Origin of the sequence: Roseicyclus salinarum, from assembly GCF_029624655.1 — a bacterium.
GTDB lineage: Bacteria > Pseudomonadota > Alphaproteobacteria > Rhodobacterales > Rhodobacteraceae > Roseibacterium > Roseibacterium salinarum.
The window spans coordinates 59,642-74,817 of the sequence record NZ_JARRSA010000017.1 but is presented as its reverse complement, the minus strand read 5'-3'; the positions used below and the strand labels follow the sequence as shown (position 1 = coordinate 74,817).

Below are 15,176 nucleotides of genomic sequence, written 5' to 3'. Positions count from 1 at the left end.
TTCGGGAGGCAGGGGCCGGAGGTTCGAATCCTCTCACTCCGACCAAGAAATCCACACCAGAACAGGCGCGGTGGGTCGTGCTCTGGGGCTTGTCGAGCCTTGAGCGCCGTGAAGTTCTGTTGCCTGGATGCGGGCGGCGCTTGATCCGTTTGCCGTCAACGGCAGGCGGACAGGAATTCCGCGACATCGGCCGCGAAACGGTCGGCCTCTTCGAGAAATGGCGCGTGGCCGACCCCGTCGTAAGGCCGATGGAGCCCGCGCGGGAGAAGGTTCGCGGTGGTTCGTCCTGTTTCCGGGCTGACGACGGCATCGGCCGTGCCGTGGATCACGAGGCCGGGACAGCCAAGGCTCGCATAGACCGGGCGAAGATCGACATCTGCACCGAAAAGCGCGCGACGCACATGCGCCGGGCAAAGCATGTTGGCTCCCACGAGTTCCGCGAAGGTGCGGCGATCGAGGGGCCGGGCCGTGCACGCATCCACGAACCGGACCGTGGCGGCGAGCCGGCGCGGAATGTCGTCCGTGTAAAGATCCCGATCCAGACCGGGGCTTGCAGGTCCCACCATCCAGTCCTCGCGCATCCGCCCGATCGCAAGGATGCCGCCTGCAAGAACTATGCCGGAGAGATGTGCGTCTCCGTAGGTGGCCACATGCGCGGCGATCACGCGCGAGGCGTAGGACCAGCCGGTCAGGACGGGCCGCTGGAGGCCCGTGGCGTCCATCACCGCCTTCACGTCGTCGCCCCAGAGACGGGTGTCGGTGTAGGCCGCGTCATGGCTCGGCTTGTCCGAGGCGCCATGGCCACGGAGGTCCATGGCGACAACGAAGAACCGGTCGGACAGACGCTCTGTCACCGGCTGCCAGCACACCGATTGCTGGGCCCAGCCATGGATCAGCAGGATCGGCGGGCGGGTTTCGTCACCGTGGCGGGTAAACGCGATGCGCGTGCCGTCGGAGGATGTCGCAAAGCCCGCGTCGGTCATTCAGTCCGCCTCGATTTGCGCAAGCCCGATGCCGGGCTTCGATCACGCGCCACGCTCGATGCTCACGAGACCCGCGGAGGGGCGCTCGCTCTTGAGCCGCTCCTTCAGCCCGTCCAGCGTCTTGGAGTAATGTTTCGCCAGAAGTTCCACGGCCAGGTCCGTTTCGCGGTCCAGGACTGCGCTGATGATGGCCTCGTGCTCGGCAAGCGCGTCTCCGCGCCGCTCCAGCGTAAAGTTCACGGAGAGGTTCCGGTACCGCACGGCCTGATCCATCATCGTCTTGCAGAACTGGATCATCCACGACGAGCCGCAGGCGGACAGGAGGGCGAGGTGGAATTCGTGGTGCCGGGCCTCCCAGTCGGGATTGACAGACACGCTGCTGTTGCCGTTCTGCAGCCGTTCCGTGCGGGCAAGACGGTGATAGGCGAGGATCACCTGATCCTCCCAGTCCTGATCGCCATTGGTGACCGACTCCCGCAGGGCGAGCGTCTCGAGCCATATGCGCGTCTTGACCAGTTCCTCGAGATCCGAGATGGAAAGCTCGGATACGAAGAAGCCGCGCTGGCTGCGGCGATCGACCCAGCCCTCCGCCGAAAGCCGGTTGAGGGCCTCGCGCACGGGCGCCGTTCCGATCCCGTAACGCGAGGAAATCGCGTCGAGCCGAAGCTTTTCACCCGGCTCGAAAAGTCCGGCGAGAATATCCTGCTTGATCAGTTCATACGCGCGGTCAGACAGGATCGGACCGGGGTCCCCCTCTGACCGCTCGCTCGCTCTCGCCTTGGACATTTACGCCATTCCACCCGGCTTGTCGGACTTGTTCCAGAAAACAAAGGTCTTCTGCACCCAAACCACCGCGAGGAACAGAGCCAGCCCGAGGAAGCTGAGATAAATTATCAGCGAGAACACGCGTGGCGTGTCAAGTTGAGACGCCGAGACCCGGATAAGGGCGCCGACCCCCTGACCGCCGCCCAGGAACTCTCCGGTGATCGCGCCGGCCATCACACCGACAGCCGCGATCTTGAGCCCCGTGAAGAAATACGGAATGCCCGTGGGCAGCTTCAGCCGGATCAGCGTCTGCATTCGGCTTGCGCCGATGGACTTGAACAGCATTCGCTCGTTCTCCGAGGCGGCGTAGAGGCCGGCAGCCGTCGAAACGACGATGGGAAACGTCGCGATGAATGTGGCGAGCGCCACCTTCGAAGAAATGCCGAAGCCGAGCCACGCGATGAACAGCGGCGCGAAGGCGACTTTCGGCATCGTGTCGATGGCCACGAGATAGGGCATCACCGCACGCTCGCCGAACTTCGTCTCGCCCACGAGGACGCCCAGCGAGAACCCGATCGCCATGGCAAGAAGGAACGCGTAGAGCACCGTCTTCGTCGTGGTGATCAGCGCCTCCAGCATGTAGCCGCCTTCGAGCATGTTGGTGCCGACGAAGACAATGTCGCGCCACGTCTCGCCCGGTCCCGGCAGGATGATGTTGGACACGATCTCCAGCGCCGTGACCGTGTACCAGATGCCGACGATCAGGACGAAGAGGCCCGTCATCGCCACCCAGCGCGGAATGCGGTCGATGAAGGGATCGCGCTCTTCCCAGACGGTATCGCCCTCGTAGGCCGCGCGACTTGCGGTCTTGGCCGCCGTGTATCCGGTCTGTTCGGTCATGATCCATACATCTCCCGGCCGAGCTTTTCGCGAATATGGTGGACGATCTCGCCGAATTTGGCGGTGTTGATCATGTCGAGATTACGGGGCCGCGGCAGATCGATGTCGATGGTCTCCACGATGCGGCCGGGGTTTGCGTCCATGATGTAGATCTTGTCGGCGAGAATGACCGCCTCCGGGATCGAATGCGTCACGAGAAAGGCCGTCGCATGCCGCTCCAGGCAGATCCGCTGCAGTTCCATGTTCATGAAATCGCGCGTCAGTTCGTCGAGCGCCGAGAACGGCTCGTCGAGGAGCAGAACGGCGGGGTCGGTTATGAGCATCCGGCAGATCGCCGCGCGCTGCGCCATGCCGCCCGACAGTTCGCCCGGATAGACGTTCTCGGCCCGGCCGATCCCGACAAGCTCCAGAAGCTCCCGTGCCCTGTCGCTCGCGGCCTTCGCAGCCGCCTTGCCGTCCCGCATCTCGATCGGCAGCAGGACATTGCCGAGCGTCGTCTTCCACGGCAGGAGCGTGGCCTGCTGGAACATCATGCCGATGTCACGGCGCGGGCCCATTACCGGCCTCCCCTCCAGCATGACGCGCCCCGACGTTGGCGGGAGAAGCCCCGCCATGATCTTCAGGAGTGTCGATTTTCCGCATCCCGACGACCCGATGACGGCCGCGAACTCACCCTTCGCGAGGGTGAGATTCACGTCCTTGAGCGCCTGATACGAGTTGCGCGAATAGACCTTCGAAAGGCGGTCGATCTGGTAAACCGGCCGAGAATCGGCCGGTTCCAGGTCTTTGGTCGAGGTCATCTGAACGACCTGACTCATTCCGCATTCCAACCGGCGATCCAGTCGTTCGAATAGCCGGCGGTGAGGTCGTCAAAGGGCGCCTCGAGGTCGCCGCCATTCAGAAGACTCTGCTGCCAGGTCTCCCAGTGCTCGGGGGGCTGATAGCCGTAGCCCTCGGCGATGTAGGCCTCGGTGGGCGTCATCCGCTCCACGACAGCGGCCAGCAGCGATGCGGCGAATTCACGGTCTTCGCCTTCCTGCGGGTTGCCCGCCGCCATGTGATCAAGCGCCGTCTCCTCGTTCGCCGGATCCGCGATGAAGCGCATGCCGCGCACGAGCGCCCGTCCGAAGCCCTCGATCACCTCGGGGTTCTCGTCGATGTAGCTCTGCAGGGCCGCATAGCCGTTGCCGAAGAACGCGAGATAGGGCTCGGGCGTGATCTCCCTGAGATCGAGGCCACGGTTCGCAAGGATCGCCGCGTCGCTTACCGCGCCCGCGTAGGCGTCCACGTCGCCACGAAGGAATGCCACGGCCGCCGTGCCGCCATCGCCCACGGGCAGGAACGTGTAGTCCTCGCCCTCCGACATGCCCGCATCGGTGAGGATGGCGCGCGCGAACGAGACCTCCGCGCCGTCAGCCGTTCCGACGCCGATGACGCGACCTTCGAGATCGGTGGGCTCGTTGAAGTCCGAGTCCGCCTCGACGAGGAGGCCGAAGACGCTCTTGGGATAGAGATTGTAGATGAAGACGACATCAAGTCCGCGGGCGCGTGCGCCAAGCACCGGACCAGGTCCGGGTGCTCCGATGTCGGCCTGACCGGCGGACATGGCCTGCAGCACCTGCGAAGATCCGTCGACCGCCTGGACGTCGAGGTTCAGGCCTTCCTCCTCGAAGTAGCCTTCGCCGATCGCGGCCCACATGGGGGCCCATGTGATGGCCGACGGGTTCGGAACCGCCACTGTGATGTCGGTCTGGGCTGCGGCCGGCAGCGCCAAACCAAGGGTCGAGACGACGGCCGCTCCTGCGACCGCCCTCAGTCCTGCGGAAACAGTCTTTCCGAAGTGCATGGTATCTTACCTCCCTTTCCGAACGGCGCCTCCCTACTCGGCCGCCGCCATCCTCCTATCATATATGATTCTGTGATTCGTCCTAGCTCTGTATATATTACTGAGCACACTTATCCCGCATCCAACTTCTAAGACGCTGTTTTAATTGCAACATGATCCATGTGGCCGGAAGAAAAAAAATATATTATCCTGCCTTCAAGGATGATCATCAGGGAGAGAAAGATGTCCGACTACGCCGTCGAGGCGCCCGAAAGGGCGAGCCTGCCCATCGTGAACTCCGACAAGCTGTTTCCGGTGCGCCGGATATACTGCATCGGCAAGAACTACGTGGCGCATATCCACGAGATGAACGCCGACGAGCGCGACCCGCCGGTCATCTTCATGAAGCCTGCGGACGCCATCGTCGCGGGCGACGGCGAGATCCCCTATCCGGTCTTCACTGGCAACTTCCATTACGAGGGCGAACTCGTCGTGGCCATGAAGTCCGGCGGCTACAACATCTCCGAGGACGACGCGTACTCGCACATCTTCGGCTACTGCGTGGGCCTCGACATGACCCGTCGCGACCACCAGGCCCAGGCCATCGAGAAAGGCCTGCCCTGGGAAGTGACGAAGGCCTTCGACAAGTCGGCGCCGATGGCCGCAATCTCGCGCGTCGAGGATGTCGGCCACATCGACAACCATGTCCTGCGCACGAAGATCAACGGCGACGTGCGCCAGGAGGCGAACGTCAACCTCATGATCTGGAACACGCGCGAGATCATCGCGAAGATCTCCGAGCAGCACGAACTGAAGGCCGGCGATCTGATCATGACAGGAACGCCCGCCGGCGTGGGCGCGGTCGTCACGGGCGACGTCATCGAGGTCGAGGCCGACGGCCTCACGCCCCTGAAGGTGACGGTGGGGGCCCCCGCAGCGTGACCACGCGCCTCGGGGCACACGAACTGGAGGCCCTCGCGCGCCTCGGCACCGCCACGATCGGCGAGGTCGGGGGGGCTCGGATACGCATCATCGACGGCGCGATCCGGCCCCTCGACCCATCGCGCGCGAGAGTGGCCGGACACGCCTTCACGGTTCGGTGCGGTCCCGGTGACAACCTTGCGATCCACCTCGCACTCGCCCGCATCGGGGCGGGGGACATGCTCGTCGTGGATTACGGCGGCAGCGAAGACAGCGGCCCCTTCGGCGAGATCATGGCCCTTGCGGCGCAGACACGCGGCGCCGTGGGCCTCGTCATCGACGGCGCCGTGCGCGACCGGGCCGAAATCATCGACCTCGGTTTTCCGGTCTGGTCGCGCGGCATCGCGATTCCGGGCACCACGAAGGTGGATCGCGGCCTCGTGGGGCAGGGATGCCGCCTGTCGGGGACCGATGTGGACCATGGCGACATCGTCGTCGCCGACGCCGACGCGGTCGTGGTGTTCGATCCCGGCGAGGCCACAGGCATTCTTGAACGGGGAACGGCGCGCCTCGAGCGGGAAGCCATGATCATGGAGCGGATACGGGCGGGCGAGACGACCTGCGAGATACTCGGGCTAGACTAGCGAAAAAGGGAGGCCGGCATGGCTGCGGAACAGATAGGCATCATCGGCACGGGACGGATGGGCACGGCATTCGCGACGCGTCTCGTGGGCCTCGGACATGACGTCAGGGTCTGGAACCGGACGCCCGACCGAACGACGAGGGCGGCGGAAGCGGGGGCGAGCCACGCCTCCACCCTCGCCGAGCTTGTTGGGGCCTCGGACATCGTCATCTCGTCCCTGACCGACAAGGCGGCCATCGACGGTGTTCTCGATGGACCGGACGGCCTGCTTGCCGCAGGCATGAAGGGCAAGCTCTGGATCGAGATGAGCACGCTGCTTCCCGATCAGCAGCAGGCACTCGAGGCCAAGGCGGTGGCGGTCGGAGGCGACTACCTCGAGTGTCCGGTCGGCGGGACAGTCGGACCTGCGCTCAAGGGTGCGCTTCTGGGCATGGCCGGAGGATCTCAAAGCGCGTGGGAGCGGGGAAAGACCGTGCTCGAGGGTCTCTGCAAGCGCGTGGAGCATCTTGGCCCCGTCGGCAGCGGATCGGCGATGAAGCTCGCGGTGAACCTGCCGCTCGCGCTTTACTGGGCCAGCATGGGCGAGGCGCTTTCTGTGCTTAAGGGCTCGGGTGTTCCGCCGGGCGTCGCCGCAAGCATCATGTCGGACAGCTCCGCCGGGCCGGCCGTCCTCAAGAACCGCCTCGACGTCGTCGTGAAGACGCTGGAGGGCGAGGATCAGCCGGGCACGTTCGACATCAACGGGCTGCGGAAGGATCTTCTCCTCGCGCTCGAATGGGCCTCGAGGGCCGGAGCGGACATGACACTTTCGACGGCTGCGCGCGATCTCTACGAGGCGGCAGTGGCCGAGGGACTTGGTGGCTGCGACGGGTCCAGCCTGACCCGCTTGATGCTGGCGGACTGATCCGGTGTTCCACCGCGATGGGGGCCCATGATGGGGCTTGAAACGCTTCTGGCCGATCCGTCGGCCCTTTGGGCGCTCGTCTTGACGCTTGTCCTGGCCGGGGCTGCGATCGGCGTGCTTGCCGGGCTGTTCGGCGTAGGCGGCGGCGCGATCAGCGTTCCGGTCTTCTACGAGACGTTTCTGCGGCTGGGCCTCGACCCGGACATTGCGATGCCGCTCGCGGTGGGAACGTCGCTCGCGATGATCATCCCGACCGCGATCCTGTCCGCGCGCGCCCATGCAGCGAAGGGCGCACTCGACATGGACCAGCTGAAGTCCTGGGCGCTGCCAATCCTTGCGGGCGTCGTCGTGGGAAGCGCAGTCGCGCGGTACGCTCCGGCCGAGCTCTTCCAGATCGTGTTCGTCGCAATCTCGGCGATCATGTCGTTCCGCCTTCTTCTTGCGAACGAGGCCCGCCCGATCCGCGAGGGCATGGGGCGCCTCGGCAACACGGCATACGGCGCGTTGGTCGGGTTCCTGTCCGTGCTGATGGGGATCGGCGGCGGGGCGATCTCGAATCTCATCCTGACACTTCACGGATGGACGATGCACCGGGCCGTCGCCACCTCGGCTGGCGTGGGCGTCCTCATCGCCGTGCCCGGCACGATCGGCTACGTGCTCGCGGGCTGGGGTCGGCCGGGACTGCCGGCCGACGCGCTCGGCTACGTCTCGGCCAGCGCGCTCGTCCTGACGCTGCCTACGGCGCTCCTTTGCACGCGCCTCGGCGTCGGGCTGGCGCATGCGCTGCCGCAGAAGGCGCTGAAACGGCTTTTCGGAGGATTTCTCTTGCTTGTCGCCATGCGGTTTGCCTGGGCCATTCTCCAGAGCAACTGACCTGGTCCGGCTGCCTGTCGGCGCGCGCAGGTCGAGGCCGTGGCGTGAGCGACCTGGTGCCGGGTGGCCTCAGGCGCGCGGCCCGGCGCGCCGTTTCAGCCGACCCGTGCGGCCCGGTTTCCGGCCCTGGCGCGAAGAGGGCACCGACGCATTCCGAGCGTCGATCGGCCCGCGTCCGTTGGCGGACGGAAGGGTCAGTCGCTGTGCGCCTCGTCGAGGCGGAGGCGGTCGAAGGTGAGGCGTCGAAAGGGACGGCCCCGGCAACGTCGGAGGCGGGTGGCGGCGGCTCCCTATTCCTCGCGGAAGGCGCGTTGGAAATAGACGGTCAGCGGGTGCGTCAGGAACGACAGCGGCGTGCGGTCCCCGGTCCTCAGGAACGCCTCGACAGGCATTCCGGGAAGCAGCGCGAGGTCCGGCATGGCCGCCAGCGCGGTCTCGTTGGGCAAGATGACGGCCTGGTAGTAAGTGATGCCGCGCGCCTCGTCGGTCTCGGCGTCGGCCGAGACGCGAAGCACGGTGCCGGGCACCTCGGGCATCGTGCGCCGGTTGAAGGTGGTGAACATTAGGGCGACGTCCTGGCCGGGATGGACCTGGTCGATGTCGATGGGGTCGATCCGCGCCGAGACCTGCAGCGGCTGGCCGCCGGGCACGATGTACATCATCGGATCGGCCGGCCGCACCACGGATTGCTCGGCGACGACGCGCGACGCGAAGACGACGCCCGGGACCGGCGCGCGCACGTCGAGCCTTGCGAGCCGCTCGCGCAGGCTGAGGCGGCGCTCCTGCAGCTCGATCCGGCTGAAGCCGAGGTCGCGCAGTCGCGCGATCGCCTCCTCGCGGCGTCTTTCGCCAAGCCTGAGGCTTTCGATGGCAAGCCCGGCGATGCGCGCCCCGGCCTCCGCCACCAGCGCGGTCAGGTTCCCGATCTCGCCCTGCAGCCGCGCCTCCTCGCGCCGCAGCTCGGAGAGGCGCGGCCCCTGCACCAGCCCACGGTCGAAAAGCGTCCGGACGGCTTCGACCTCGTCCGAGATCAGCTCGAGCTGGCGGCGGAGCGCGCCGAGCTGGGCCTCCATCCCGTCGATCTGGCGTTCGATCTGGGTCTGCTGCTCGGCCAGCTGCCGCCACTCCTGCGCGAGCGTGGTCCCGCGCGCCTCGAACAGGTTGCGCTGGCCCTCGATCAGTTCGGTCAGCGCCCCGGCGTCCACGGTGTCGAAGTCGGGCAGGTCGCCGAAATCCGGCGTCTCGGCCCCGTCGCGTTCGGCGGTCAGCCGCGCGCTGCGGGCGAAGATCTCCGCAAGCTGCTGCTCGACGATGGCCAGTTCCGAGTGCAGGAAGGTCCCGTCGAGCCGCACCAGCACATCCCCGGCCGCGACATGGTCGCCGTCCCGCGCGAGGATCGCCCCCACCACGCCGCCATCGGGATGCTGGATGACCTGCCGCTCCCTCTGGACCTCCACGACGCTGGGCGCGACGACGGCGCCCGAGATCCGGGTGCCAACGCTCCAGGCGCCAAGCGTGCCGACCATCAGGATGATGGCCGCGAAGCCCACGAACAACGGAATGCCCGCGCTCCGGCGCTTGGGCGGGCCGTTCATGGCCGGCCTCCGGCGACGACGCGCTGCACGTCGCCGGCGTTCTTCATGAGGTTCCTGATGACCTGGTCACGGTCGCCGTAGGCTGCGGCCTTGCCGCCCTCGAGCACGAGAAGATCGTCGCAGGTCGAGATCGCGGTGGGCCGGTGCGTCATGATCAGGACCGCGCCGCCGCCCTTCTTCATCGCGGTCACGGCGGCATTGAGCGCCTCGGAACCTTCCGCGTCGAGCGCCGAGTTCGGTTCGTCGAGCACCAGGAGGACCGGATCGCCATAAAGCGCGCGGGCAAGCGCGAGCCGCTGCTTCTGCCCGCCCGACAGGGATACCGCCGAGCCGTTCACCTGCGTGTCGTAGCCTTCGGGCAGGGACAGGATGATGTCGTGCACACGCGCCTTCTTCGCCGCCTCGACCACCTTGGCGTCGTCCGGATCGGAGGCCATGCGCGCGATGTTCTCGGCGACGGTGCCGTCGAAGAACTGCACGTCCTGCGGCAGGTAGCCGATGTATCCTCCAAGCCGGTCGGACGCGTACTGGTCCGGCGTTGCGCCAGCCAGCCGGACCTCGCCGGCGGAAGGCGGGACGACGCCGGTGACGATCCGCGCCAGGGTGGTCTTGCCCGACCCGCTCCGGCCGATGATGCCGAGCGCCTTGCCCGGCCTCACCTCGAGGGAGACCTGCGACAGCACCGGCCTTTCCCCGTGTTTCGGCACCAGCGTCACAGACCGTAGGTCAAGATGCGCCCGCGGCGCGGGAAGCACCGTCTGGGGATCGCGCACCCCCTCCTGTCCGAGCAGCGTCTTCAGCGCCTTCCAGCTCACCTGGGCGCTCTGGACGACAGCCCATTGCGAGACGCCGATCTCGACCGGGGCCAGCGCCCGCCCCAGAAGGATGCTCGCCGCGATCATGGCGCCCGCCGTCATCTCGCCCCGCAGGACGAGCCACGCGCCAAGCGCGAGCATCGCCGACTGCAGGAAAAGCCGGAAGGCGCGCGTGAAGGCGGTGGCGGACCCGGTCCGGTCGTTGGCGCGCATGGCGTGGTCCATCGCCTCGTCCTGCATCCGGCCCCAGCGTTCCGTCATCGCGCCGCGCATTCCCTGGGCCACGACGTATTCGCCGGAAAGCTCGACCTGCAGCGCGAAGCGGCTGGCGCGCTTCGACCGCTCTCCGGCAGATGCCGTCTTCCGGTAGGTCAGAAGCTGGTTGAGGATTGCGGTGCAGACCAGCACGCCGCCGCCGGCCACCGCAAGCCAGCCGAGCATCGGGTGGAAGATGAAGATCGCCGTGAGAAAGACGGGCGTCCAAGGGATGTCGAACAGCGCCAGGATCACCGGTGAGGAGAACAGCGTGCGCACCGCCTCGATGTCCTGCAGCGACCCGGCCGGGCCCGGCTGGCGCCGCGCCGAGCGGTCCACGACCGCACGGAAGGTCCGCGCGTTCAGTCCGTCCTGAAGCCGCGCGCCCACGCGCGACATGACGCGGCCGCGGGCATGTTCGATGAGCCAGTAGAAGAAGTAGAGAACGGAAACCAATCCGAACAGCGCGACCAGCGTCTCCTCGGAGCGGGACGCGAGGACGCGGTCGTAGATCTGCAGCATGAAAAGGGGGCCGGTCAGCATGAGGAGGTTCGTGAAGATCGAGAAGACGAAGGTGGCCAGGACAAGGCCGCCCGACCGTGTCCGCAGTCCGGACCATGCGTTTCGCCGCTTCATGTCGTTCTCCGAGTCGCCGCACCCGTGATCACAACCACGATCGTCTTTAGAAAGAATGGGCGCGGGCGGATATTTTCAGCCATCCGGCGTTCCCCGGTGCGGTCCCGGTGCGCGGAGAGTTCCCGCAGGTTCCGCGGGGGCCCTAGGATCCTCGATCAGGCCGCGAGCGGTGCGGGTTCGATGACCGACCGGGGCGGCATCGGCGTCTCCGCGGCTTTGGCCGGATGCGCGACACCGAAAAGGGTTCGTTTCGATGATGGTCCGCGGGGATCTGCCGCGCGTCATGCGCCCGGGCGGATCCGGCCGTTCCGGCGGCGTCCGTTCCTGCCCGCGTTGGCCTCGGCGGAAAACTTCGTTTTGAACAGCGCACGGATCTGGACTACACAGACCGGATAACAAACGATCAGGGAGGATCACATGAAACATTTCAAGGCGCTTGCGGCCGGCACGCTCATGGCCATCGCCGCTCCGGCAGTGGCCCAGCAGCAGCTTTCGGTCGCCACCGGCGGCACCGGCGGTGTCTATTACCCGATGGGCGGCGGCCTCGCCGAAGTCATCAACAACCACGTCGAAGGCTATGCCGCGACCGCCGAAGTCACCGGCGCGTCGGTCGAGAACATGGGCCTGATCGCGACAGGCGACGCAGACCTCGCGCTCGCGCTGGCGGACACGGTCCTGCAGGCCTATTCGGGCACCGGCCGTTTCGAGGGCCAGCAACTGCCGATGATCCGCGGCCTCGCGTCGATGTATGCCAACATGGTCCAGATCGTGACGCTGGAAGGCTCGGGCATCACCTCGCTCGATGATCTGGTGGGGATGCGCGTGTCCGTCGGTGCGCCCGGTTCGGGCACCGAGGTCAACGCGCAGGAGATCCTGAACGCCAACGGCATCACCTACGACGACATCGACGAGCAGCGCCTGAACTTCAACGAGACGGCGGACGCGCTGGCCAACGGCGATATCGACGCGGGCTTCTGGTCCGTGGGCGCGCCGACGTCGTCGATCCTCAACCTCGCGACGACGCAGAATATCCACGTGATCGAGCTGACCGACGCGCAGATCGAGGCCGCGCAGGGGGTGTCCGACGTCTTCGCGCGGACGACGCTGGCGGAAGGCATCTACGAAGGCGTGCCGGCCACGACCGTGATCGGCGTGCCCAACGTCCTCGCGGTGTCGTCCGAGATGTCGGACGACCTCGCCTATGCGATCACGCGGGCGATGTTCGAGAACATCGCCGAGCTGCAGGCGGTGCACCCGGCGGCGAACCAGACGACGGTCGAGTTCACGCTCGATGCGACGCCGGTTCCGCTGCACCCCGGCGCGATCCGCTACTACGAAGAGATCGGGGCCGAGATCCCGGACAGCCTGCGTCCGTGATGTCACGGCTCGGGGGAGGGCTTCTGGCCCTCCTCCTCTCCGGCACCGGCGTCCCGGCGGCGGATCTCGTCGCCACCCGTGAGGACGGCACCGAAATCGCCCGCCTCCCCGTTCCCGATGGGGGGGGCTGGTGCATGCTCTGGCATCATTCCGTGCAGGGCTTCGAAGTTTCCGACTGCTACGAGAACCGTGACGGTCACATGGTGCTGGTGCGCTCGCACCTGCCCGATTTCGCCGCCGGTCTCGACCACATCCCCGGCCGGGGCCGGCAGGTCTCGGACGGGCAGGGCGGCTACTGGATCCTCGACATAGACGAGGCGGTTCCGGGTGACGCCTACGTTCTGAGGCCGGGCCGCGCCCCGGTCGATCACAGGTTGCGCGTCGGCGACACGGTCGTGTCGCTGTCCGAGGCCGCCCCCCGCGAGCGCGTGCGGATCGAACTGACGGGACAGGAGGACTGATGGTCACCGACACCGAGATTCCCCAGGCCGAACCGCAACAGCCCCGCTTCGTGCTGCGCGCCATCGCGGTGGTCGGCATCGCCCTGTCGCTGTTCCAGCTCTATGCGGCGGGCGTGCAGCCGCTGGGCCTGTTCTTCCAGCGTCCGATCCACCTCGGCTTCGTGCTGGTCCTGTGTTTCCTGATCTATCCCGTCTGGGGCGCGTCGCGGCCGCGCGGCATGCTGGGCTGGATCATCGACGGCGCGCTGATCGCCTGCGGCGTGCTGGTGGGCGCGTGGGTGCCGGTGAACATCGACATCATCGCCAACCAGATCTTCCCGCGCGACATCGACGTGATCGTGGGTGTCCTGACCGTCATCGTGGTGCTCGAGGCCGCGCGGCGGGCCGTGGGCCTCGGCATGACGATCATCGGCGCCTTCTTCCTGCTCTACGCCTTCGCGGGAAACCGGGGCGAGCTGCCGTTCCTCGCCGATTGGATGCCGGGCATCCTGAACCATCGCGGCTACTCCCTCGACCGGGTGGCCAGCCAGATGACGCTCGGCGCCGAGGGGATCTTCGGCATTCCGCTCGGGGTCGCTGCGACGTTCATTTTCGTCTTCGTCCTGTTCGGCGCCTTCCTCGAGGTGACGGGCGCGGGCAAGTTCTTCATCGACCTCGCCTATGCCGCCACGGGCAAGCAGCGAGGCGGGCCCGCCAAGGCCGCGGTCATCGCAAGCGCCGGCATGGGCTCCATCTCGGGGTCGGCCATCGCCAACGTCGTCACGACGGGCGCCTTCACCATCCCGCTGATGAAGCGCCTCGGCTATCGCCCGGCGCAGGCCGGTGGGATCGAGGCCGCGGCTTCGACCGGGGGGCAGATCATGCCGCCGCTGATGGGGGCCGGCGCCTTCCTGATGAGCGAGTTCACGCGGGTGCCCTATATCGACATCGTGCTCGTCTCGATCTTCCCCGCGGTCCTCTATTTCGGCGCGGTCTACCTTCTCGTGCACATCGCCGCGGTCAAGCAGGGCATGACGGGGCTGACCGCCGAAGAGCTTCCGAGCGTGCGCCGGGTGCTGGCCGACGGCTGGCATTTCCTGCTGCCGCTCGTGGCGCTGGTCGCGCTGCTTGTGGCGGGCTACTCGCCCATGCGCGTCGGCTTCTTCGCCATCATGTCCGTCATCGCGGCAGCCGCGGCGCGCGCGCTGTGGACCTTCTTCACCGACCGGCCCACGGCGGCGGGCTTCGCCGCGCTGGTGCGGCGGGGCGGCGCGCTGACCATCGAGGCGCTGGAGCTTGGCGCGCGCAATGCCGTCGCGGTCTCCATGGCCTGTGCGGTCGCGGGCATCATCGTGGGCGTCGTCGGCCTGACCGGGCTGGGACTGAAGTTCTCAGCCATGATGATCGCGTTCTCGGGCGGCAACCTCGTGCTGGCGCTGATCCTCGTGCTGATCGCAAGCCTTATCCTTGGCATGGGCCTGCCGGTGACGGCGGCCTACATCGTGCTCATCATCCTTGTCGGTCCCGCGCTGACGCAGGAATTCGGGATGCCCATCCTGATCGCGCATCTCGTGGTGTTCTGGTATTCACAGGACAGCAATGTCACGCCACCCGTCGCGCTCGCGGGCTTCGCAGGGGCGGCCATCGCGGGCTCCAAGCCGATGGAGACCAGCATCCAGGCATGGAAATACGCCAAGGGCCTCTACCTCGTCCCGCTGTTCATGGTGTTCAACGAATCGATCATCCTCGGCGGGCCTTTGCCGCTGGTGCTCTGGAACGGGGCCATCGCGATCGTGGCGCTGGCGGGTTTCGCGGCCGCGCTCGAGGGCTTCTTGTGGCGGCCCATCGCCCTGTGGCAGCGCATCCTGCTCGTTCCGGGCGTGATCGCGGTGTTCTGGCCCTCGTTCGCCATCGAGGCGATCGGCGTCGCGGTCATCGTGTTGCTGCTTGGCCTGAACCGTTGGCAGGCCGGGACCGAGGCGCAGGGGCTTGACGCCGGGGCGGCGTGAAGGGCCGGGGCGTGCGGCAATTTCGGGCACGACGCGCCTAACGGCTTAAAAAGCGGCAGGCCGATCGCGAAAAGACCGCCCCTTTGCCTGCGAATTCATGCGGGAAATGGACTGGAATTCGGTCAACCCGCTATTATTGCTCGACTTTATGAAAGTGCGGGGGCAAGGCCCTGCCTGCCCGACCCGGATGAACGCTTACAATCCGGCCACTTGATCGCTATATTAGGGCTATGTG

Annotated in this window: 14 protein-coding genes; 7 read left to right on the top strand and 7 right to left on the bottom strand. The window is 66.8% G+C overall.

From position 1 onward, the window contains the following. Positions 1 to 155: 155 nt before the first annotated feature. From P6F26_RS12610 to P6F26_RS12590, 5 genes are read right to left on the bottom strand one after another with little or no spacing between them, the layout of a single operon-like run. The gene (locus P6F26_RS12610; protein ID WP_278029048.1) at positions 156 to 983 is read right to left on the bottom strand and encodes an alpha/beta fold hydrolase; all 828 of its coding nucleotides are present in this window, start codon (positions 981 to 983) and stop codon (positions 156 to 158) included. A gap of 42 nt (positions 984 to 1,025) precedes the next feature. Beyond that, on the bottom strand, positions 1,026 to 1,769 hold the full coding sequence (locus P6F26_RS12605; protein ID WP_278029047.1) for a GntR family transcriptional regulator: 744 nt from the start codon (positions 1,767 to 1,769) through the stop codon (positions 1,026 to 1,028). Continuing rightward, a complete protein-coding gene (locus tag P6F26_RS12600; RefSeq protein WP_278029046.1) occupies positions 1,770 to 2,648 on the bottom strand; it encodes an ABC transporter permease in 879 nt (292 codons plus the stop codon). Then, the gene (locus tag P6F26_RS12595) at positions 2,645 to 3,448 is read right to left on the bottom strand and encodes an ABC transporter ATP-binding protein (RefSeq protein ID WP_278029045.1); all 804 of its coding nucleotides are present in this window, start codon (positions 3,446 to 3,448) and stop codon (positions 2,645 to 2,647) included. Before P6F26_RS12595 ends, P6F26_RS12600 begins: the two co-directional genes overlap by 4 nt. A 14-nt stretch (positions 3,449 to 3,462) precedes the next feature. Further along, positions 3,463 to 4,494: an ABC transporter substrate-binding protein gene (locus P6F26_RS12590; protein ID WP_278029044.1), complete on the bottom strand. Its 1,032-nt coding sequence runs from the start codon at positions 4,492 to 4,494 to the stop codon at positions 3,463 to 3,465. Positions 4,495 to 4,716: 222 nt separating this feature from the next. Between P6F26_RS12590 and P6F26_RS12585 the strand changes: the two genes are divergently transcribed. Genes P6F26_RS12585 through P6F26_RS12570 form a run of 4 tightly spaced genes read left to right on the top strand, consistent with a single transcriptional unit; the run spans position 4,717 to position 7,814 of the window. Beyond that, entirely contained in the window at positions 4,717 to 5,415 is a 699-nt protein-coding gene (locus P6F26_RS12585) for a fumarylacetoacetate hydrolase family protein (protein WP_278029043.1), read from the top strand. Then, positions 5,412 to 6,038 (top strand): RraA family protein, encoded by a 627-nt coding sequence (locus tag P6F26_RS12580; RefSeq protein ID WP_278029042.1) that lies wholly within the window; start codon positions 5,412 to 5,414, stop codon positions 6,036 to 6,038. Before P6F26_RS12585 ends, P6F26_RS12580 begins: the two co-directional genes overlap by 4 nt. 18 nt (positions 6,039 to 6,056) lie before the next feature. Continuing rightward, the gene (locus P6F26_RS12575; RefSeq protein ID WP_278029041.1) at positions 6,057 to 6,941 is read left to right on the top strand and encodes an NAD(P)-dependent oxidoreductase; all 885 of its coding nucleotides are present in this window, start codon (positions 6,057 to 6,059) and stop codon (positions 6,939 to 6,941) included. A 27-nt stretch (positions 6,942 to 6,968) separates the two neighbouring features. Beyond that, on the top strand, positions 6,969 to 7,814 hold the full coding sequence (locus P6F26_RS12570; protein WP_278029040.1) for a sulfite exporter TauE/SafE family protein: 846 nt from the start codon (positions 6,969 to 6,971) through the stop codon (positions 7,812 to 7,814). A gap of 290 nt (positions 7,815 to 8,104) precedes the next feature. On the opposite strand, the gene P6F26_RS12565 is transcribed toward P6F26_RS12570, so the two are convergent. Together P6F26_RS12565 and P6F26_RS12560 are read right to left on the bottom strand one after the other, a co-directional pair. Then, entirely contained in the window at positions 8,105 to 9,409 is a 1,305-nt protein-coding gene (locus P6F26_RS12565; protein WP_278029039.1) for an HlyD family type I secretion periplasmic adaptor subunit, read from the bottom strand. Then, positions 9,406 to 11,115, bottom strand: coding sequence for a type I secretion system permease/ATPase (locus P6F26_RS12560; protein WP_278029038.1), 1,710 nt, complete (start codon positions 11,113 to 11,115; stop codon positions 9,406 to 9,408). The genes P6F26_RS12565 and P6F26_RS12560 overlap by 4 nt, the downstream gene beginning before the upstream one ends. Positions 11,116 to 11,532: 417 nt before the next feature. Between P6F26_RS12560 and P6F26_RS12555 the strand changes: the two genes are divergently transcribed. Genes P6F26_RS12555 through P6F26_RS12545 form a run of 3 tightly spaced genes read left to right on the top strand, consistent with a single transcriptional unit; the run spans position 11,533 to position 14,941 of the window. Next, a complete protein-coding gene (locus tag P6F26_RS12555; protein WP_278029037.1) occupies positions 11,533 to 12,492 on the top strand; it encodes a TAXI family TRAP transporter solute-binding subunit in 960 nt (319 codons plus the stop codon). Then, positions 12,492 to 12,953: a DUF1850 domain-containing protein gene (locus P6F26_RS12550; RefSeq protein WP_278029053.1), complete on the top strand. Its 462-nt coding sequence runs from the start codon at positions 12,492 to 12,494 to the stop codon at positions 12,951 to 12,953. The genes P6F26_RS12555 and P6F26_RS12550 overlap by 1 nt, the downstream gene beginning before the upstream one ends. Continuing rightward, positions 12,953 to 14,941, top strand: coding sequence for a TRAP transporter permease (locus P6F26_RS12545; protein WP_278029036.1), 1,989 nt, complete (start codon positions 12,953 to 12,955; stop codon positions 14,939 to 14,941). Before P6F26_RS12550 ends, P6F26_RS12545 begins: the two co-directional genes overlap by 1 nt. The last annotated feature ends 235 nt before the right edge of the window (positions 14,942 to 15,176 follow it).

Excerpts from the sequence above, each read along its gene's own strand:
- P6F26_RS12610 (WP_278029048.1), bottom strand. The coding sequence starts at position 983 with ATGACCGACGCGGGCTTTGCGACATCCTCCGACGGCACGCGCATCGCG.
- P6F26_RS12605 (WP_278029047.1), bottom strand. The coding sequence starts at position 1,769 with ATGTCCAAGGCGAGAGCGAGCGAGCGGTCAGAGGGGGACCCCGGTCCG.
- P6F26_RS12600 (WP_278029046.1), bottom strand. The coding sequence starts at position 2,648 with ATGACCGAACAGACCGGATACACGGCGGCCAAGACCGCAAGTCGCGCG.
- P6F26_RS12595 (WP_278029045.1), bottom strand. The coding sequence starts at position 3,448 with ATGACCTCGACCAAAGACCTGGAACCGGCCGATTCTCGGCCGGTTTAC.
- P6F26_RS12590 (WP_278029044.1), bottom strand. The coding sequence starts at position 4,494 with ATGCACTTCGGAAAGACTGTTTCCGCAGGACTGAGGGCGGTCGCAGGA.
- P6F26_RS12585 (WP_278029043.1), top strand. The coding sequence starts at position 4,717 with ATGTCCGACTACGCCGTCGAGGCGCCCGAAAGGGCGAGCCTGCCCATC.
- P6F26_RS12575 (WP_278029041.1), top strand. The coding sequence starts at position 6,057 with ATGGCTGCGGAACAGATAGGCATCATCGGCACGGGACGGATGGGCACG.
- P6F26_RS12570 (WP_278029040.1), top strand. The coding sequence starts at position 6,969 with ATGATGGGGCTTGAAACGCTTCTGGCCGATCCGTCGGCCCTTTGGGCG.
- P6F26_RS12565 (WP_278029039.1), bottom strand. The coding sequence starts at position 9,409 with ATGAACGGCCCGCCCAAGCGCCGGAGCGCGGGCATTCCGTTGTTCGTG.
- P6F26_RS12560 (WP_278029038.1), bottom strand. The coding sequence starts at position 11,115 with ATGAAGCGGCGAAACGCATGGTCCGGACTGCGGACACGGTCGGGCGGC.
- P6F26_RS12555 (WP_278029037.1), top strand. The coding sequence starts at position 11,533 with ATGAAACATTTCAAGGCGCTTGCGGCCGGCACGCTCATGGCCATCGCC.
- P6F26_RS12550 (WP_278029053.1), top strand. The coding sequence starts at position 12,492 with ATGTCACGGCTCGGGGGAGGGCTTCTGGCCCTCCTCCTCTCCGGCACC.
- P6F26_RS12545 (WP_278029036.1), top strand. The coding sequence starts at position 12,953 with ATGGTCACCGACACCGAGATTCCCCAGGCCGAACCGCAACAGCCCCGC.